The sequence below is a fragment of the Methylomonas aurea genome, from assembly GCF_024505045.1.
GTDB lineage: Bacteria > Pseudomonadota > Gammaproteobacteria > Methylococcales > Methylomonadaceae > Methylomonas > Methylomonas aurea.
In genome coordinates this window covers 206,431-226,134 of sequence record NZ_JANIBM010000004.1, presented here as the reverse complement: position 1 = coordinate 226,134, position 19,704 = coordinate 206,431, and the positions used below count along the sequence as shown (strand labels likewise).

Below are 19,704 nucleotides of genomic sequence, written 5' to 3'. Positions count from 1 at the left end.
TTCTTCCTGACATAGGACTACTACAATGAAAAGACTGAGCATTTCCTTCCGCAAACTGGCGACTGCCGCAGCGCTCTCCACCGCGCTGTTCGGCGCCGCCGGCTCGGCCCAGGCCGAAGACACCATCAAGGTCGGCGTACTGCATTCGCTGTCCGGCACGATGGCGATCTCGGAAACCACGCTGAAAGACACCATGCTGATGCTGATCGACGAGCAGAACAAAAAAGGCGGCCTGCTCGGCAAAAAGCTGGAAGCGGTGGTGGTCGACCCGGCCTCCAACTGGCCTTTATTTGCGGAAAAAGCCCGCGAGCTGATCACCAAGGACAAAGTCTCAGCCATCTTCGGCTGCTGGACCTCGGTTTCCCGCAAATCGGTCTTGCCGGTAATCGAAGAGTTAAACAACATCCTGTTCTACCCGGTGCAATACGAAGGCGAAGAGTCCTCGAAAAACGTGTTCTACACCGGCGCCGCACCTAACCAGCAGGCGATACCAGCGGTCGATTACTTGATGAACGACCTGAAAGTGCAACGCTGGGTGTTAGCCGGTACCGACTACGTCTATCCGCGTACCACCAACAAAATCCTGGAAGCGTACTTGAAAGCCAAAGGCGTCAAACCGGCGGACATCATGATCAACTACACCCCATTCGGCCATTCCGACTGGCAAAGCATCGTCGCCGACATCAAGAAATTCGGCTCGGCCGGCAAGAAAACCGCGGTGGTTTCGACCATCAACGGCGACGCCAACGTGCCGTTCTATAAAGAATTGGGCAACCAAGGCATCAAAGCCGAGGACATTCCGGTCGTCGCGTTCTCGGTCGGCGAAGAGGAACTTTCCGGCATGGATACCAAACCGCTGGTCGGCCATTTGGCAGCCTGGAACTACTTCATGAGCGTCGATACCACCAAAAACGCCGCCTTCATCCAGCAATGGAAGGACTACATCAAAAACCCGAAACGCGTGACCAACGACCCGATGGAAGCCCATTACATCGGCTTCAACATGTGGGTGAAAGCGGTCGAGAAAGCCGGCACCACCGATCCCGACGCGGTGCAAAAAGCCATCATCGGCGTCGAATTCCCCAACCTGACCGGCGGCACCGCGAAAATGCTGCCCAACCACCACATCAGCAAACCGGTGCTGATCGGCGAAATCCAGGAAGACGGCCAATTCGCCACGGTCTGGCAAACCAACAAAGTCGTCGACGGCGACGCCTGGTCCGACTTCCTGCCGGACAGCAAACCGATCATCGCCGACTGGACCGCACCGATCAATTGCGGCAACTACAACACCAAAACCAAAAAGTGTTCAGGACAGAACTACTAACAGCGGATGTTATCCCCGCGAGGCGCGCGACACGGAAGTCGCGGGCTTCGCCCCCGACAGGAATTAAGATGCAAAGCCAACGTTTTAGAACCCGTTTAAAAACGCCGCCCGGTTTACGCCCGGCCGACCGTTCCCCCAAAAACAGCCTCTTGAGCATGATGACTACTACTTCTACTCAGACCGGAATCGAAACCCGCGGCGTTTTTAAACGGCTTTTCGAACTCGTTTTTTTGAATACCGTCCGTCGTGAGCCGGTCGCCGGCCTTTCCGCGCAGCCCGGCTCGAACGGAACCAGTGCAGTAGATCGATCCGGCTGGCTAATCAGAATCGGACTCGTCCTGCTGATTGCCGCCGCGGCTATGGCCGCCCGGCCGGTACTGGCCGACGAAACCGGCAACCCGCTGGACTTGCTGCGCCAAGGCAGCATGTCCGAGCGGGAGCAAGCGGTGGAACAACTGGCCGCCGACAGCGCCAATCTGAAATTGCTACAGGCGTTGCAGGACGGCAAGCTGTTCGAATTGAAAGCCGAAGCCAAGCTGGCCATCGGCCTGGAAACCCAAACCGGCTACAGCCTGACCGACCCGATCAGCGGCGCCAGCCTCGGCGAGGTCGAGCGCGGCGCGGTCGGCAAGATCAATCTGAACAATAAACTGCGCACGCTGCTGCGCAAAGCCATCGGCCAGTTGCAACTGAACCACGCCGATCCGGCGGTACGCCTCGGCGCCGTGCAAGCCATGGCAAAAAACGTCGACGACAAGGCTTTGGCGCTGTTGAAGGACCATCTGGACCACGAGGCCGACGCCGAAATCGTCGCCGCGATTCGCAGCGTACTATTGCTGCAGGACATCAACAGCCCGGACAAGAGCCAGCGCGTCAATGCAATCACGACCTTGAAGGAATTCGATAGCCAGGACGCCGTCAACAAGTTGCAAGCCTTGACCGAAAAAGATGCCGACGGCAATTTCGTCGAAGCCGACAGCGATATCCGCAACCTGGCTGAAGCGGCGCTAATCAAAATCCGCGGCCGGATGCAAGCTTACGCCGCCATCGAAACCGTGTTCTTCGGCCTGAGCCTGGGCGCGGTGCTGGTGCTGGCCGCCATCGGTTTGGCGATTACCTTTGGCGTAATGGGCATCATCAACATGGCCCACGGCGAACTGATGATGCTGGGCGCTTACACCACTTACGTGATGCAACAACTGTTGCCCAATAACCTGGGCACCGCCTTGATTCTGTCGATTCCGATGGCCTTTTTGGTGGCCGCGCTGGTCGGCATAGCCATCGAACGCGGCATCATCCGCTTCCTGTACGGCCGTCCGCTAGAAACCCTGCTAGCGACTTTCGGCGTCAGCTTGTTCCTGCAACAAGCGGTGCGCTCGATCTTCTCGCCGCTAAACCGCAGCGTCGCCACCCCGGACTGGATGAGCGGCTCCTGGCAGATCAACGACTTTCTGTCGCTGACCTGGAACCGCTTTTACATCCTGATCTTCTGCCTGCTGGTATTCACCGCACTGCTGCAAATTTTAAAGCGCACAAAATTAGGTTTGGAAGTCCGCGCCGTCGCGCAAAATCGCGGCATGGCCCGGGCGATGGGCATCCCCACGTCGCGAGTCGATGCGATGACCTTCGGCTTGGGCTCCGGCATCGCCGGCGTGGCCGGGGTGGCCTTGAGCCAGATCACCAACGTCGGGCCGAATCTTGGCCAAGCATACATCGTCGATTCGTTCATGGTGGTGGTGTTTGGCGGGGTCGGGAATTTGTTCGGCACCTTGGTGGCCGGGTTTTCGTTGGGGATTGCCAATAAGGTATTGGAGCCTTATGCCGGGGCGGTGTTGGCGAAGATTTTAGTATTGGTGTTTATTATTTTGTTTATTCAGAAGAAGCCTAGGGGGTTGTTTCCGCAGAAAGGGAGAGCGGCGGAATCGTAATTTCAGCAGCTTTCTGGTTCCCACGCTCCCGCGTGGGAACCAGAGAAATATCGCGGTCGCCGGTCCGCGAACCGGCATTTAAAAAGCCGTCGCCCCAGCGACACAACTAAAGGCAGTCAAATGAACCTACAAAATCTGACCCAAGACAAAACCTACGCTTCAGTGCTACTCGCCCTGGCCAGCGTCACTATCTTGATCCCCTTCTGCAACCTAATCTTCCCCGAAGATTCCGCCTTGCACTTCTCCGCCTACTCAGTCTCCCTGATCGGCAAATACCTCACCTTCGCCCTGCTCGGCTTATCACTCGATATGGTCTGGGGCTACGCCGGGATTCTGGTCCTTGGCCAAGGCGCATTCTTTGCCTTGGGCGGCTACGCAATGGGCATGTATCTGATGCGGCAAATCGGCACCCGCGGCGTTTACGGCAACGCCGAACTGCCGGACTTCATGGTGTTCCTGAACTGGACCGAACTGCCCTGGTACTGGTACGGCTTCGAGAATTTCGGTTTCTCGATGCTGATGGTATTACTGGCGCCCGGCTTGCTGGCCTTCGTGTTCGGCTGGCTGGCGTTTCGGTCGCGGGTCACCGGCGTGTATTTATCCATCATCACCCAGGCGTTGACTTACGCCTTGTTGCTGGCCTTTTTCCGCAACGAAATGGGTTTCGGCGGCAATAATGGACTGACCGATTTCAAAGACATCCTGGGCTTCAATATCCAATCCGAAGCCGTCCGTTCGGTATTGTTACTAATGACCGGCCTCAGCCTGATCGGCGCTTTACTGCTGTGCCGCTGGATTGTGAATAGCAAACTGGGCCGGGTGGTCACGGCCATCCGCGACCAAGAATCCCGGGTGCGATTTCTGGGCTACCGGGTGGAATTGTTCAAACTGTGGGTGTTCGTGTTTGCCGCCATGTTGGCCGGACTGGCCGGCGCGCTGTATGTGCCGCAGGTCGGCATCATCAATCCCAGCGAATTCTCGCCGCTCAACTCCCTGGAAATCGTCATCTGGGTGGCGGTCGGCGGGCGCGGCACTTTGTACGGCGCCATCATCGGCGCGGTGCTGGTCAATTACGCTAAAACCGTATTGACCGGCCTCATGCCCGACGCCTGGCTGTTCTGCCTGGGCGGCGCCTTCATCCTCGTCACCCTGTTAATGCCGGATGGCATCGTCGGCTTGCTACGCCGCCGGATTAAACCCAAACCCACTCTCAACGCTACCGGAGGACAACCGGCATGATGATCTCGGCTGCATCCACACCCGAAGGCGGCGCCAGCCTGCCCCTGACCGGCGAAGTCGACGCCCGCCACGGCCCGATTCTGTACATGGAAGACGTCAGCGTCAGCTTCGACGGCTTCCGCGCGCTGAACCATTTATCGCTGTACATCGACGACGGCGAACTGCGCTGCCTGATCGGCCCCAACGGCGCCGGCAAGACCACGCTGATGGACGTGATCACCGGCAAAACCAAACCCGACAGCGGCTCGGTATTTTTCGGCCAAACCATCGATTTGCTGGAACTGGATGAACCGGCCATTGCTCAGGCCGGCATCTGCCGCAAGTTTCAAAAGCCTAGCGTGTTCGACGCTTTGACCGTGTTCGAGAACCTGGAACTGGCCTTGAAAACCGACAAGCGCACCTGGCCGACGCTGTTTCATAAGCTCAACGGCGAGCAGCGCGACCGCATCCATGATGTGTTGCAAACCATCGCCCTGCCCGCTCAACAACGGCAACTGGCCGGCGCCTTGTCGCACGGCCAGAAGCAATGGCTGGAGATTGGCATGCTGCTGATGCAAGATCCGAAAGTAATGCTGGTCGACGAACCCATCGCCGGCATGACTCATCAGGAAGTCGAACGCACCGCCGAACTTTTGTTGTCCTTGCAAGGCAAACATTCCATCGTGGTAGTCGAGCACGATATGGAATTCGTGCGCAGCATCGCCCGCAAGGTCACGGTGTTGCACGAAGGCTCTGTACTGACCGAAGGCACCATGGACGAAGTCCAAAACGATCCGCGCGTGATCCAAGTTTACCTGGGGGGATGATGTTAAATATCAGCGCATTGCAACAATACTACGGCGCCAGCCACACCCTGTGGGACCTGGATTTGCGTGTACCCGCCGGGTCCTGCGTCTGCCTGATGGGCCGCAACGGTGTCGGCAAAACCACGCTTCTGAAAGCCATCATGGGCCTGTTACCGGTGGCCGATGGCAGCATTCAGTTCGACGGCGTGGAACTGGCCAAGGCCAAGGCCGAATCCCGCGCCGAACTGGGCATCGGTTACGTGCCGCAAGGCCGGGAAATCTTTCCGCTGTTGACCGTGGAAGAAAACCTGAAAACCGGCCTACGCGCCGCCAATAAACATGGCATCAAAAAAATCCCGGACAGTATTTTCGAGATTTTCCCGGTGTTAAAACAAATGCTGAAGCGTCGCGGAGGCGACCTGTCCGGCGGACAGCAACAGCAATTGGCGATCGGTCGAGCCTTGGTACTAAATCCGCGCCTGTTGATTCTGGACGAACCGACCGAAGGCATCCAGCCCAACATCGTCAGCGAAATCGGCGATGTGATTATCCGCTTGAACAAATCGCGCGGTGTGCCCACGCCCCCCCCTAAACCGGAAACCGGCGAAATTCATCAAGCCATAGACCGTATTCACAAAGAACTGGGCGTGACGGTATTGCTGGTCGAACAAAAACTGCCGTTCGCACGCAAAGTGGCGAACCAGTTTTGCATCATGGACCGTGGCCGGCATGTGGCGGTGGGGGCGATGGACGAATTGGCGGACGATATGGTGAAGCGGTATTTGACGGTGTAACCCAACCAAGCCCCTTTCAAAAAAAGGGACTTGAGCAAAAACGGGCATCGGCCATCATTCAAACTCACAGCGGGATCACGGAGAAATAGACATGAAATCCGAACAATATTGGCTGGCGGTCGTGGCATTGTTATTGGTTTGGTCGATGCGTAGCGAGGCGCATGGCAGTTACGAAGCCGTGATGGCAGGCGGCAACCTGATGCAGTTGACCCATGCCGCCCTGCATCCCTTTTTCGAAATCCCCAATTTACCCGCTTTGTTGATTGGCGTATTAATTTTGGGATTTGTATTTGGCCCGGTTATATTGCACCTCGCCCGGCAACGGCACGCTCAAAAATCTGAGCCACCGCTGTTGTCGGAAAAATCGGCGATCACGCCGAAATCCAAAAACTGATAACGCCACCGCTCATCCATGCCCGTAAACCTCGCCGCTTCTTCCATTCCCGATGCCACCTCAGAACCAGCAGCATGGGAGGCCGAGTTAAGGCTGGGCTTTAGCCAACGCGGCGACAAAACCGTCTTGTCTAACAGCGAGCACCGTGGGCCTTTGACCGTGCAGCGACCCTTCTACCCGGAAGGCGGTATCTGCCATGTGTACTTGCTGCACCCACCCGGCGGCGTCGTGGCAGGCGATCAGTTGAGCATTACTGCGGCTGTCGAAGCCGATGCTCAAGCGCTAATAACCACGCCCGCCGCCGGCAAGTTTTATCGCAGCGGCGGCGGCGAAGCGCGGCAAGCAGTCAATCTCAACGTAGCCGATGGCGCCAGCCTGGAGTGGCTGCCGCAAGAAACCATCGTTTACGAAGGCGCGCGCTTAAATTCGAGCATGCATATTGAGTTGGCCGAGCACGCCCGCTTTATCGGCTGGGAAATTTTGGCGCTAGGCCGCCCGGCGGCCGGCGAAGGCTTTGACAACGGTGCCGCCAACCTGAACTGGCGCATAAACCGCGCCGGACGTCTGGTTTACATGGAACGCTTGCGCCTGGATGCCGAAGCGTTTCAGGCCCGCTGGGGTTTGTTCGGGTATTCGGCCTGCGGGACGATGTTTGTTTATCCGGCTACGCCTTTGCAATTGGCGGCGGTGCAGGCGTTGATTGGGGATGAGGCTAATCGCGGGGTGACTTTGATTGAGGGTTTGTTGATTTGTCGGGGGTTGGATAGGCGGGCGGATTTGTTGAAGGGTTTTTTTGAAGCTGTTTGGGGGTTAGTTAGGGGGGAAGTGATTGGGAAGGAGGTTTGTGCGCCGAGGATTTGGGCGACATGAGGTTTTGAATTTTCTCGGGGTTTAGCTCCCTCTCCCTCCGGGAGAGGGTTGGGGTGAGGGGATTTGAATTTAGTGTCGCTACCGCGACAGCTTTTTAGAAGTCGGGTCTCGGCCCGACAGCCGAGATACTTTCTTTTGTTTGGCAAGCCACATGGATGTGGCGAATGCCGAAAATGCAGGAGCAATTTTCGGCCAAAAGAAAGTATCCAAAGAAAAAGCCACGCCATGCCGCTTTTATCCTGCGCGCCGAAGGGTTTGAACGGGGTTTTCGGAAGGGCTATCCATAGCCCTCCGAAAACGAGCGGCATCCCTGCCGCTCCCCTGCGGGCTGATCCGTCCAAACCCTCCGGTGCTCGGCGCGGCATCAGGGGGTAACCCCGTCGCGCGAAGAAAAGTTATTGGATAAATTTGTATTTTGGGTTTCAAATTCTATTGTAGGATTGTGCCGACACTAGAAGGCGCATCTATAGCGAACGATGCGCTTCGTTTAGTACAACCTACGGCCCTTAATGCCATTAAATAGACCAAATAATGACAAAGTTAAATCATGAAAGACCAAGTTTAAAATACAAGGACAATATTGTTCGAGAGATCAATAAAGCGTCGCGAAAATCAGAAATTGATATTGCGCGCACTGCTTCGGGATCAAGAAGGGAAATATCTTTCAAGCTACCAAATATCGAACTGACAAATGAAGAGCTGTATAAAATAAATAAATTTATGCGCTTACTTAATAAGCATGGAAAAATGCAAGCAAAGCTTTTAATTCCATATTTGCATTTAATATTGCAAAAGAAACGAATAAAAGAAAAAAATGAACTCAAAAATAAAATTAATCAAGAGCTTTCAAAATTGAGAATATCCTTGATTTCAATTGCTTTACAACTTGTTGCATCAGATAGACTTGAATCTATAGCAGGCAGAAAAAAAGGAGTTATAGACTGGTTTAATTCATTGGGAGAGTGGCTGTGTAAAAACCACGCAGCAGATCTCTGGTACTTTATACACGATGACATTTTCAGTGTTGCTATTGAAATATACAAAGACAAGTTAGCTGGTATAGCCCCGATTAACAAAGAGTGTTCGAACGAATTGAATAAATAGACTCTCTGTTCCTGGTTTTTCTGGGATGAAATACTTTTGGATGGTATTTAGCGAAAAGATCGAAATGCTAAACATGCGTCCGATTACGCGTCGCTAATCGGACCTGCCGAGTATTATTTTGGAACTTTGAATTCCGGGACGGTTTTCTACCCTGATGCCGCGCCGAGCACCGGAGGGTTTGGACGGATCGGCCCGTAGGGGCGATGCAGGGATGCATCGCGTTTTCGGAGGGCTAGGGATAGCCCTTCCGAAAACCCCGTTCAAACCCTTCGGAGCGCAGGATAAAAGCGGCATGGGGTGGCTTTTTCTTTGGATACTTTCTTTTGGCCAAGCAAAAGAAAGTATCGCGGTTGTCGGTCCGCGAACCGACATATAAAAAACCGTCGCAATAGCGACACAACCCAAGCCAAACACGAATAAACAAAAAGCACCGCCATGCAATTAACCCCCAGAGAAAAAGACAAACTCCTCCTCTTCACTGCCGCCCTCCTCGCCGAGCGCCGCAAAGCCAGAGGCTTGAAACTCAACTACCCGGAAGCGGTGGCTTATATCTCCGCCGCGATCATGGAAGGCGCGCGCGACGGTCAGAGCGTAGCCGAATTGATGAGTTACGGACGCACCTTACTGACCCGCGCCGATGTGATGGACGGGGTGGCGGAAATGATTCCGGATGTGCAGGTGGAGGCGACGTTTCCCGACGGCACAAAATTAGTTACCGTTCATGAGCCGATTGTTTGATTGTTTGTGTCGCTGGCGCGACAACTATTTTGAAGTCGGGGCTCGGCCCGACAGCCGAGTGACTTTTCTTTGTTTGGCCAAAGAAAAGTCACCAAAAGAAAGGCCACCCCATGCCGCTTGATTCCTGCGCTCCAAAGGCTTTGAACGGGGTTTTCGGAAGGGCTTTCCTAGCCCTCCGAAAACGCGATGCATCCCTGCATCGCCCCTAACGGGCTATTCCGTCCAAAACCTTCGATGCTCGGCGCGGCATCAGGGGAGAAAAACCTCCCGCTAACAAAACGATTTACAAAACGTAGCGTGGGCACGAGTTTCGAGCCCACGCGGAAAAACGATTAAAAGGAGCCCAATATGATCCCCGGAGAAATCTTCCCCGCCGCCGGCGATATCGAACTCAACGCCGGCCGCGCCACGGTCAAAGTCCTGGTAGCCAATAGCGGCGACCGGCCGATTCAGGTCGGCTCGCATTATCATTTTTACGAAACCAACCCGGCTTTGCATTTCGACCGCAGCGTAGCTTTGGGCTTTCGGCTGGATATTCCGGCCGGTACTGCGGTGCGCTTCGAGCCGGGTCAGCAGCGCGAGGTGCAATTGGTGGCCTTCGCCGGCAAGCGCGAGGTGTTCGGCTTTAGAGGCGAGGTAATGGGCGCATTGGAGAAAACCGCATGAGCAAGATTTCGAGAGCGGCTTATGCCGACATGTTCGGCCCCACCACCGGCGATCGCCTGCGGCTGGCCGACACCGATTTGATTCTGGAAGTGGAAGCCGATTACACCGTCTACGGCGACGAAGTGAAATTCGGCGGCGGCAAGGTGATTCGCGATGGCATGGGCCAAAGCCAGCTGGGCAACGATCAGGCTGTGGATTTGGTGATTACCAACGCGCTGGTCATCGATTACTGGGGTATCGTCAAGGCCGACGTCGGCGTGAAGGACGGCCGCATCTTTAAAATTGGCAAGGCCGGCAACCCGGACGTGCAGCCCGGCGTCGACATCATCGTCGGCCCCGGCACCGAAGTCATTGCCGGCGAAGGCCAGATTCTCACCGCCGGAGGCATCGACGCCCACATCCATTTCATCTGCCCACAGCAGATCGAAGAAGCGCTGTGTTCCGGCGTGACCACCATGATCGGCGGCGGCACGGGACCTGCCACCGGCACCAACGCCACCACCTGCACACCGGGGCCGTGGCATATCCAGCAGATGTTGAAAGCGCTGGACGGCTTGCCGATGAACTTTGGTTTGCTCGGCAAGGGCAACGCCAGCCTGCCCGGCGCGTTAGATGAACAAATCCAGGCCGGGGTGATGGGCTTGAAACTTCACGAAGACTGGGGCACCACGCCGGCGGCGATCGATTGTTGCCTGAGCGTGGCCGAGCGTTTCGATGTGCAAATTGCCATTCACACCGACACGCTGAATGAATCCGGTTTCGTGGAAGACACCATCGCCGCCTTCAAGGGCCGCACCATCCACACCTACCACACCGAAGGCGCCGGCGGCGGCCACGCCCCGGACATCATCAAAGCCTGCGGCCTGAACAACGTGTTGCCCTCGTCCACCAACCCGACCCGGCCCTACACGATCAACACGGTCGACGAGCATCTGGACATGCTGATGGTCTGCCACCACCTCGACCCGAGCATCCCGGAAGACGTGGCCTTCGCCGAATCGCGCATCCGCCGCGAAACCATCGCCGCGGAGGACATCCTGCACGACCTGGGCGCGTTTTCGATGATTTCCTCGGATTCGCAAGCCATGGGCCGAGTCGGCGAAGTGGTGATCCGTACCTGGCAGACCGCCCACAAAATGAAAGCGCAACGCGGCGCGATGGCTGGCGACCCCTCCACCAGCGACAACCAACGCATCAAACGCTACATCGCCAAATACACCATCAACCCGGCGATCAGCCACGGCATTTCTCACGAAGTGGGCTCCATCGACGCCGGCAAACTGGCCGATCTGGTGCTGTGGCAACCGGCCTTTTTCGGCGTCAAACCCAGCTTGATCATCAAAGGCGGCCTGATCGCCGCCGCGCCGATGGGCGACGCCAACGCCTCGATACCCACCCCGCAACCGGTGCATTACCGGCCAATGTTCGGCAGCTTCGGTCGCACCGCCGCCAACACCTCGATGATCTTCCTGCCGCAAGCCGCCGTCTCCGCCGGCGTGGCCGGGCAATTGGGTTTGCAAAAGCGGGTCGGCACGGTGCGCAATACGCGCAACATCGGTAAATCCGATATGAAGCTGAACGACTACCAGCCGGTGATGGAGGTTTGTCCGCAGACTTATCAGGTCAAGGCGGATGGGGTGCTTCTCACTTGCGAGCCGGCGGTGGTGTTGCCGATGGCGCAGCGGTATTTCTTGTTTTGATGCTGACTGGTTCCCAAGCTCCTGCTTGGGAATCGAAGTGCTCGAAAGCTCTAGCTTTCATTAATGTTGTGTCGCTGCCGCGGCGGGTGTTTTTAAAGTCGGGTCTCGGCCCGACAGCCGAGTGACTTTTCTTTGTTTGGCCAAAGAAAAGTCACCAAAAGAAAGGCCACCCGGAATTCCGCCAATTTCCTGCGCTTCTCGCTTTTGGCGAGGGTTTTCGGAAGGGGCTTCCTGCCCCTCCGAAAACGAGCAGCATCCCTGCCGCTCCCCTGCGGGCCGATCTCACCAAAAGCTGCGATGCTCGGGGCGGAATAACGGGACCAAGCCCGTCGCAAGATGAAATGCTATTAGTTGATTTTGAAAGCTAGGCTTGTAATTGTGTTGTAGGATGCTGCCGACGATAGGAGGCGCATCATTCCTGACCGATGCGCTTCCACTCCGTTCAGCAAATCCTACCGGACTAAGCAGGAGGCCAATATATGACTAGATCAATATCTACAGGTGTAAATCAGCGCTATTTCGTGGTGATATGTTTGATGTTGTTTTTTCCGACTGTGAGTTTTGGGAGAAAATGTGCTTACCAGAATCCTGATGAGTTTATTAAGTCGCGTGATCTAATATTTAAGGGAAAAGTCATCGATTATCAAAGATTTTTACTTAATATACCGATTGCCGACGATAAGACTGAAACATTGCTGAATGTATTAAAAGAAATTTCCACACCGGAAGAATTTAGTAAGTCTTATGAAAAATATTTTCATGATCCAAGCTTATTACGCGAAGGCATTGAAAATCATGTGAAATATAAAATGATTACTTCCTTCAAAGGACCAGCGTTGGAAGTGATTAACGTGACAATTCGTGGCCGTCCCGCTATTGGTGAAGAAAAAATGATTTTTGCGGGAGGAAATCTAATAGAAGGATATTCCAGTGGATTTTGTGCAGGTTATCCATACTATGCGACACAAAACGACGTTAACCTGGAGTACCAAGCAGCCCTCGACCAATATCGGCGGGAACGCGAACAATTTGCCGATCAATTAAATGTGTCTCCGCGTAATGTTGGTTTGTTACGCCGACAAGCAGGGTTTTTCTTCCGTTATCGGGACCTTGGCGAAGTTGAAGCCGCTTATCGAGAATTGGCTTGGCATTATCCGCACGATCCTAGCGGTTTCATCGGCTTGGCGAATGTCGCGCTGAATCGAGGCGTTGATGTCTATCAAGTCGACAAAAGGAAAAATCTTTTCGAGCAGGCGTTAAAGGGTTACCGGGATGTTTTGCAGTACGATTCCAGCAACCGGGCCGCTCGCCACGGAGAAACCCTTGCTTTGCTTTATCTGGAGCGTTGGCCAGAGTTGATGTGGGATTCTCGTAACCGCGATTTTAGTGATTATCAAAACTATAACGGCGAGTCGATAGCTTTCTTTGCCGGAAATCAATTGGTTGGCGCCAAGTTTCGTAACGCCAAGTTATATGGGTTCGATTTTTCCAATGCGGATTTACGCGGCGCCGACTTTTCCGGTGCAGAGATCGGGAACTGCAATTTCAGCAACGCTAAGCTGGACGGAGCGGTTTTTCGGCGGGCGAATATTCAGAATAACAACCGATTTGCGGGAGCGACATTACGGAGAGCGAATTTTGACTCGGCAACATTTAAACAAGTCGATTTTAGCTATGCTAATTTGTACCGCGCAAATTTCATTAATGCGGAAGACTGTTATTACTATAAATCGACTTGGCCCGCCGGCTTCTCTAGGAAAACTTCTGGTATGAAGTCCTGCGAGGGGAAGTAAGCCATGTAAGGCGAGCGATTTTGTCCGCCATTGACGATTTTAATTATCCACATAACCAATATTTGGTTTGGTTCTTTTTCCGGGTGGGCACGAAAAATATGTGATTACCCTACATTTTGGATTTACCTTTGAGGTTGGGGATGGTTTTTGTCCCGTTATTCCGCCCCGAGCATCGCAGCTTTTGGCGAGATTAGCCCGTAGGGGAGCGGCAGGGATGCCGCTCGTTTTCGGAGGGCCAGGGATGGCCCTTCCGAAAACCCTCGCCAAAAGCGAGAAGCGCAGGATTAAGGCGGAATGTCGGGTGGCCTTTTCTTTGGATACTTTCTTTTGGCCACGCAAAAGAAAGTATCGCGGTTGTCGGTCCGCGAACCGACATTTAAAACACCCGTCGCGACAGCGACACAACAAAACCAAAAGCCGTCGTGTTGGGTTACGCTTCGCTAACCCAACCTACATAAAATAAAACAATGCTAAAACTCACCGAAACCACCAACACCGAAGACCAACCCGACGATACCCTGACCCTGCCTTACGACGCCCGCCAAAAATCTCGCCAACCGGCGACTACCAAAGGCGGCATCCAAGTCGGCGTATTTTTACCCAGGGGCCAAACCCTGAAACACGGCGCAATCCTGACCAACGGCCAAGGTTTCAAAGTACGCGTCGATGCGGCGCCGGAACAATTGTCGGTCGTCAAATGCAGCGACCCATTGTTGTTTGCCCGCGCCTGCTACCACCTCGGCAACCGCCACATCGCCCTGCAAATTTTGCCGGACGAACTGCGCTTTCTGACCGATCATGTGCTGGATCAAATGCTGATTGGTTTGGGTTTGACCGTCGAGCATCAAACCCTGCCGTTCGAACCCGAAGCCGGCGCGTACCACAGCCATGGTCACTAATTTAGCGTTGCTGCGGCTGCTGCAATTGGTCAGCCCCAGTTTGCCGATTGGCATGTACAGCTATTCGCAGGGGCTGGAAACGGCGGTGCACGACGGTTGGGTGACCAACGCCGAACAAACCGGCGACTGGCTGCGCGGTTTGCTGCACAACGCTTTGGGTAAGGTCGATGCGCCGCTGCTGGCGCGGTTGTACGACGCCTGGCAAGCTGGCGATATGCAAGCCGTCGAGCACTGGAGCCAGACTCTCAATGCCTATCGGGAAACCGCCGAATTGCGCGCCGAGGACAAGCAGACCGGCCAAGCCTTGGCGCGTTTGTTGGTCAATTTGGACATGCCGGATGCGCAGGCTTGGCAAAAGCGGCCGGATGCCACGTTGGCGACAATGTTTGCATTGGCAGCGGCGCGCTGGCAAATCGACAAGGCCGACGCGGTGAGCGGTTACCTGTGGGGCTGGCTGGAAAACCAGGTGCTAGGCGCGATCAAATTGGTGCCGCTGGGGCAAGTCGCCGGACAGCAGTTGTTGCAAGGCCTGGCTGGCGAATTGCCGGCTTTGGTCGAGCAAGCCCTGACCATGACCGACGACCAAATTGGCGGCAGTTGTTTCGGTTTGGCCTTGGCCAGCAGTCGGCATGAGATGCAGTATTCGCGGCTGTTCCGATCGTGAACTAACCATAACGTAGCCTCGATGCAATCGAGGTTTGAGCAACCTTCACCCCGGATTACATCCGGCCTACTGGAGAAAACATGAACGACAAACACGTATTGAGAATCGGCGTCGGCGGCCCGGTGGGCTCCGGCAAAACTGCGCTGGTGGATGCTTTGTGTAAGGCAATGCGCGACGATTACCAAATCGGCGTGGTTACCAACGATATTTATACCCGCGAAGACCAGCAGTTTCTGATTCGCAGCCAGGCGCTGCCGGAAGAGCGGATTTTGGGCGTGGAAACCGGCGGTTGCCCGCATACCGCGATTCGCGAAGACGCGTCGATGAATCTGGCGGCGGTCGACGAGTTGTGCGAGCGCTTCCCGGAACTGGATTTCGTGTTGGTGGAAAGCGGCGGCGACAATCTTAGCGCCACCTTCAGCCCGGAACTGGCCGACCTGACCATTTACGTGATCGACGTGTCGGCCGGCGACAAGATTCCGCGCAAGGGCGGCCCCGGCATCACCAAATCGGATTTATTGGTGATCAACAAGATCGACTTGGCGCCTCACGTCGGCGCATCGCTGGAGGTCATGGACCGCGATGCCAAAAAGATGCGCGGCGAGCGGCCGTTCGTATTCAGCAACATCAAAACCGGCCACGGCCTGGAGCGGATTATCGACTTCGTCGTCCGCCAAGGCATGCTGGCCGCAGCCTAGGCTGGCACACAGGCGCGTTAAACCGCCTCAGGCCCGGGCATTCGGGATTTGCAGGGCCGGCCAATCGAAAGCCGGCCCGATGTCCCATTTATCCTGCCGAAAATTGACGTGGCAGGCGATGCCGCTGTAATTCTGGAAAAAATCCGGATCGCGTTCGAATTGCTTCGCCGCCGGCGGCAAGGTGCGCGGGATATTGAAGCGGGCGCATAAGTCCTGCAACAACAGCCGGATCGATTCGGTTTGCACGGCCGGAAAGGCGGCGAAATAGTGTTCGCCGCGGTAGCTCTGTTTCCGGTATTTTTCGGTCTGGCTCATTTCGCAATATTTTGTGCCGAACGGCACGGTTTCGCCCCGTTTCGGCGGCCACCAGTTCAAAATGTCCGGATTGTCCGCCGCCGGCCGTAACGGGCCGACGTTGGCGATTTCGATCGCGATCGAGCGCTTGTCGTGGCGGCCGCCGCTGCCCTGAATCCCAAGATGGTAGGCCCATTGCCCCGGATCGAACACCTCGTACACTGTGCCGTCCACATCTACCAGATAGGCCGCGCCGATACGGCCGGCGTCGCCGTTCCAGGTATCGAAGGCCGATTTGGCGCTGGAGCCGGCGGTAAAATGCAGCACGATCAAATCCTTGTGCGGCCGGTCGCTGTAATATTGCCCGGCCGGCAACCGGAAGCGGCTGCGGTTGATCGCCAGAGCCGGTGCGGCGCTTACCACCGCCGGTTGCGGCATCGTGTCGGTACTGTGCCCGGCCGGATCGCTGTCCAACAGTGCCCGCGGATTGGGCCGCTCGCTGGCGCCAGCCCAGAAAAAATGCCCATCCAGATCGCGGTACCAAAAGCTGTTGCCGGATACCGTTTCTCCGAGCGCAAAGCCGCTGATTTCCACCCGGCTCCCGGCCGGCACTACTTTGACCAGCGCGCCGTTCAAGGCCGGGCTTTCCCGCAATTTGACGTTCACCAGCAGGCCGATTTGCTTGCCGCCCAGGCTGGCCGACTCCGGCTCGGGCTCTGCTGCCGCCAGCAGTTCGGCCAGATTCAGCGCCTTCGCCGGACAAGCCGCCGACGCGCGGATGGCACTGTGCGGCAACACGTGTTCGGCATCCAGATCGATGCGCCAGCGGTCGGCAATCTCGCGCAGCAGCCGGGCGCAAACCGCCTGCTGCCCGGCCGAAAAGCCTTGGCCGGGGGACACCTCCAAAACGATGCCGATCGAATAATAGTTCGGGTTGCTGTTCGGCCGCTGTTGGACCAAGGCCGCGCTGGGGTTGACAACTAGTCCGGCGTGAAATGCCGTGTCTTTCTCGTCGACGTACTGTCTGACCCGGCCGTCGCCGGCGATCGCATAATGGGTCGAGATGAAGCTACCGCCGCTACGATAGCCGGTTTCGGCCTGGGCCAAATCGGCGACGCTGTGCAACACGATCGCGTCCGGCTTGAAACCGCCTGGCCTGCCAGGACGAAAATTGTCCGCGGCACAACCTATCCAATCGATCTGCATCAGCCCTCCTCAGCCCAGCGCCTTCAAGTCGCCGCGTTCGCCCTGCAGCGGATTGGCTAGCGTCGGCGCATCAACCGCAGCGATAACCTGGGAGCTCTGACGGATGGCCTTTTGCTCGTCGTCCTTGCGCGCCAAGCCGGAACGCAATTGCAGCAGCTTGCTCAGCACGTTGTACCAAAACGGTCCGCCCATGCTCAATAGAAACATCGACAACACGACGCCGGGCACACTGGCATTCTGTTGCCAATTATCCCGCCAGCCTTGCCAGTCCTTGGGCCAACTGATCAGGCCGCGGTCGGCCAGCACGTTCAGGTAATATTTTTCGGTTTCGAGACCGGCCGCAGATTTGCTCGGCTCGCCGGCCGCATCGCCGCTCTGGCCGGATTTGGCCGAAGTTTTGCCGTCGGCGCCGAGCTTGGCTTTGACGGCTTCGTCCTGAGCAAAGGTCGGCGCCAATTCGACGAAGGCAGTGCGCATCTGTTCGTCCATGGCCAAGCGGTTGATGATGGCGAGCGCATCCAGTTGCAGGCCGATTGCGATCAATGCCGCGCTGAGTACGCTGGCGGTGCGCGCCGTGGCGGTAAAACGCACCGCCACCCGGTCCAGCAAATTGTCGAAATTCAGGTAAATCACCGCGAGAAAATCGCTGGCGGCTTCCTGCAGCAAGGCGTTGGCTTCACGCACGTCCTGGGCCAATTCCGGATTGGATTTTTCGAATTGCAACGCCAGCATGCGCACGTTTTTCAACGTCGCGGCCGGATTGTCGACACCGCTGTCGCGCAAGGTCTGGCCCAGCTTTTCCGCCAGATCGATATGTTGGCCGACGATGGCTTTCAGTTTTTGGTACAGCCGCTTCTGCTTATTAACGCCGGTTTCGGTCTTGACCTTCATGATCAGCCGCCCGGCTTCCAGGCTCTTCAGAAAGGCCGGATGTTCGCGTAACTTGGTCTCCAGCGCCGCCAAGCCGACGTTAACGGTAATCGCTCCGTTCGCCAATTCGGCGTTGACCCGCTCGAATTCGGCTTTGATGCCGGCATCGTAGGCCGCGGCCAATTCCAGCAGGCTTTTGACGAACTCTTCGCGGTGGATAACCTCGCCGTAAGACAAGAAACGCAGCCGCGGCGGCAGCCAACTGCGAAAGCGGCCGCCGATGGTTTGCTGGCTCAGCACTTTATCGGCTATCGCTTCCGCATCGGTCCGCGCCAAACGCGGATCCAGCAATTCCAGCAGATCCGCCAGGCCGTGGTGCAGATTGCGGCCGCGGCTGGCCAACAGATTGAGGACGGCTTGGCTGATCAGTGTCACCGCCATGCTGGCTATCAACATCACCACCGACAATCCGAGCAATATATCCAAGGATTTCAACATCAGTTCATCTCCCCTACCACGCTAAAACGGTCCGCCGCGGCCGCCACCGGAGCGTTTCCCGGCGCCGGCCCGACGCATAAACGGTTAAGCTTAGACCATTAGGCTCAATCGCCAAACTCGAGGGGAATCCCAACCCATCGCTACGGTTCGGGTTTACGCGCTTGGCGAGCGCCGAAGCCCGCAATCAGAGCCGCTCGCCGTCCAGCGGCAGCCGCTCCATCAAGTAGCACAGGCAATCCTGGCGGATCACCCGTTCGTCCAAGGTCAACATCGACGGCATCGTCGGCCGCTTCAGCGTTAACTGCCCGTCCCGAATCTCGAAAAAACGCTCGGTGACCGGCAGGCCGGCGTTATCCCTGGCGACCACCGGCCAACGCGCCGCTGCCGTGCTGCCGAACGCGGTACCGGCGGCAATTTCGGTGAAATTCAACCGCTCCAACCCGCGGTCCAGAAGCAAATCGGCGCTGCGCTCGGTAAAGCTGAAACTGGCATCCTCGGCGATACAGACCTGGGCCACGGTGTGGTAAAGGTCCACATCCTGGCGGGCGACCGGATGCGCCGGAAATTCGCGCAAGTGCAGGCAGCTATCCAAAAACTCGAGCGCATGCTCGGTGCCGTGCGGCTGGCCGGGCCGGCCGCATTCCAGCGTCACGGCCGGGCAAAACTCGGCGAACGCACCGGATTGGATACCTTTGGGGTGGGTAAAGTAGACCAGCAGGCGGCCGAACAAGGCCCCCAGATGCAGAAACTCCCGTTCCAGTTTGTTGATGCAGGCGTAATGCGGGTTGCGGCCGGTATTGTTGTGCACGTCGACGCTGGCGAACACGCCGCGCCGGCGCATGGTCTCGCAGATCTGCGCCGCCCAAGCCGTTTCCGGCGACGGCGCCAAACCGCTACCGGGCCAGATCCGGTTGAAGTCGGGCTGGCCGTCCAGTCGGCGCAGATTGTGGCGCGCAGCCTGGGTATTGCCGAAAAACAGCGTCAGCCCGCGCGGCAGGCTTTGGCCCTGGTATTTGCGCAATAACTGTTGCACGGCCAGAAAGCCGGTCGATTCGTTACCGTGCAGCAGCACCGATACGAATAGCGTCTCCGGCCGCTTGCCGGGCAGATGAAACAAGGCCGGTTCCGGCACCAGGGTATGCAGAGCTTCGACCGGGATGTCCAGCAAACCCGGCGGCAGGCTGTCGAATTGTTTCAATGTGGTTTCTGCGGAGGAGCTGAATGGCATGGCCAGGAT

General features: G+C 56.6%; 18 protein-coding genes. 15 read left to right on the top strand and 3 right to left on the bottom strand.

Annotated features, from left to right (window positions below; all coding sequences use genetic code 11):
- Window positions 1–25: 25 nt before the first annotated feature.
- The 15 genes from urtA (at window position 26) to ureG (ending at window position 15,599) form a co-directional block, all read left to right on the top strand.
- Window positions 26–1,327 (top strand): urea ABC transporter substrate-binding protein, encoded by a 1,302-nt coding sequence (urtA, locus tag NP603_RS05755; protein WP_256609964.1) that lies wholly within the window; start codon window positions 26–28, stop codon window positions 1,325–1,327.
- A gap of 359 nt (window positions 1,328–1,686) precedes the next feature.
- Window positions 1,687–3,255, top strand: a complete 1,569-nt coding sequence (urtB, locus tag NP603_RS05750; RefSeq protein ID WP_256609963.1) for an urea ABC transporter permease subunit UrtB — start codon at window positions 1,687–1,689, stop codon at window positions 3,253–3,255.
- Between the two features lie 120 nt (window positions 3,256–3,375).
- Entirely contained in the window at window positions 3,376–4,494 is a 1,119-nt protein-coding gene (gene urtC / locus NP603_RS05745; protein WP_256609962.1) for an urea ABC transporter permease subunit UrtC, read from the top strand.
- The gene (gene urtD / locus NP603_RS05740; protein WP_256609961.1) at window positions 4,491–5,300 is read left to right on the top strand and encodes an urea ABC transporter ATP-binding protein UrtD; all 810 of its coding nucleotides are present in this window, start codon (window positions 4,491–4,493) and stop codon (window positions 5,298–5,300) included. Before urtC ends, urtD begins: the two co-directional genes overlap by 4 nt.
- Window positions 5,300–6,073: an ABC transporter ATP-binding protein gene (locus NP603_RS05735; RefSeq protein ID WP_256610007.1), complete on the top strand. Its 774-nt coding sequence runs from the start codon at window positions 5,300–5,302 to the stop codon at window positions 6,071–6,073. Before urtD ends, NP603_RS05735 begins: the two co-directional genes overlap by 1 nt.
- A 91-nt stretch (window positions 6,074–6,164) precedes the next feature.
- Entirely contained in the window at window positions 6,165–6,467 is a 303-nt protein-coding gene (locus tag NP603_RS05730; protein WP_256609960.1) for a hypothetical protein, read from the top strand.
- A gap of 18 nt (window positions 6,468–6,485) precedes the next feature.
- Window positions 6,486–7,337 carry an urease accessory protein UreD gene (locus NP603_RS05725; RefSeq protein WP_256609959.1) on the top strand — a complete coding sequence of 284 codons (852 nt, stop codon included), beginning with the start codon at window positions 6,486–6,488 and terminating at the stop codon, window positions 7,335–7,337.
- Window positions 7,338–7,868: 531 nt separating this feature from the next.
- Window positions 7,869–8,441, top strand: coding sequence for a hypothetical protein (locus tag NP603_RS05720; protein ID WP_256609958.1), 573 nt, complete (start codon window positions 7,869–7,871; stop codon window positions 8,439–8,441).
- A 435-nt stretch (window positions 8,442–8,876) separates the two neighbouring features.
- A complete protein-coding gene (gene ureA / locus NP603_RS05715; protein WP_256609957.1) occupies window positions 8,877–9,179 on the top strand; it encodes an urease subunit gamma in 303 nt (100 codons plus the stop codon).
- A 348-nt stretch (window positions 9,180–9,527) separates the two neighbouring features.
- Window positions 9,528–9,845 (top strand): urease subunit beta, encoded by a 318-nt coding sequence (locus NP603_RS05710; RefSeq protein WP_256609956.1) that lies wholly within the window; start codon window positions 9,528–9,530, stop codon window positions 9,843–9,845.
- The gene (ureC, locus tag NP603_RS05705; protein WP_256609955.1) at window positions 9,842–11,545 is read left to right on the top strand and encodes an urease subunit alpha; all 1,704 of its coding nucleotides are present in this window, start codon (window positions 9,842–9,844) and stop codon (window positions 11,543–11,545) included. The genes NP603_RS05710 and ureC overlap by 4 nt, the downstream gene beginning before the upstream one ends.
- A gap of 479 nt (window positions 11,546–12,024) precedes the next feature.
- A complete protein-coding gene (locus NP603_RS05700; RefSeq protein WP_256609954.1) occupies window positions 12,025–13,338 on the top strand; it encodes a pentapeptide repeat-containing protein in 1,314 nt (437 codons plus the stop codon).
- A gap of 467 nt (window positions 13,339–13,805) precedes the next feature.
- Window positions 13,806–14,237: an urease accessory protein UreE gene (gene ureE / locus NP603_RS05695; protein ID WP_256609953.1), complete on the top strand. Its 432-nt coding sequence runs from the start codon at window positions 13,806–13,808 to the stop codon at window positions 14,235–14,237.
- Window positions 14,227–14,901, top strand: a complete 675-nt coding sequence (locus tag NP603_RS05690; protein ID WP_256609952.1) for an urease accessory protein UreF — start codon at window positions 14,227–14,229, stop codon at window positions 14,899–14,901. The genes ureE and NP603_RS05690 overlap by 11 nt, the downstream gene beginning before the upstream one ends.
- An 80-nt stretch (window positions 14,902–14,981) precedes the next feature.
- A complete protein-coding gene (gene ureG, locus NP603_RS05685) occupies window positions 14,982–15,599 on the top strand; it encodes an urease accessory protein UreG (protein ID WP_256609951.1) in 618 nt (205 codons plus the stop codon).
- 27 nt (window positions 15,600–15,626) lie between these two features.
- Here the strand turns inward: ureG and NP603_RS05680 are convergent, their stop codons facing one another.
- The 3 genes from NP603_RS05680 to NP603_RS05670 all read right to left on the bottom strand — a co-directional run bounded on the left by NP603_RS05680 (window position 15,627) and on the right by NP603_RS05670 (window position 19,695).
- Window positions 15,627–17,099: an N-acetylmuramoyl-L-alanine amidase gene (locus NP603_RS05680; protein WP_256609950.1), complete on the bottom strand. Its 1,473-nt coding sequence runs from the start codon at window positions 17,097–17,099 to the stop codon at window positions 15,627–15,629.
- Window positions 17,100–17,108: 9 nt separating this feature from the next.
- Window positions 17,109–18,467 carry a hypothetical protein gene (locus NP603_RS05675; protein ID WP_256609949.1) on the bottom strand — a complete coding sequence of 453 codons (1,359 nt, stop codon included), beginning with the start codon at window positions 18,465–18,467 and terminating at the stop codon, window positions 17,109–17,111.
- A 184-nt stretch (window positions 18,468–18,651) separates the two neighbouring features.
- Entirely contained in the window at window positions 18,652–19,695 is a 1,044-nt protein-coding gene (locus NP603_RS05670; RefSeq protein WP_256609948.1) for a M14 family metallopeptidase, read from the bottom strand.
- Between the last annotated feature and the right edge of the window lie 9 nt (window positions 19,696–19,704).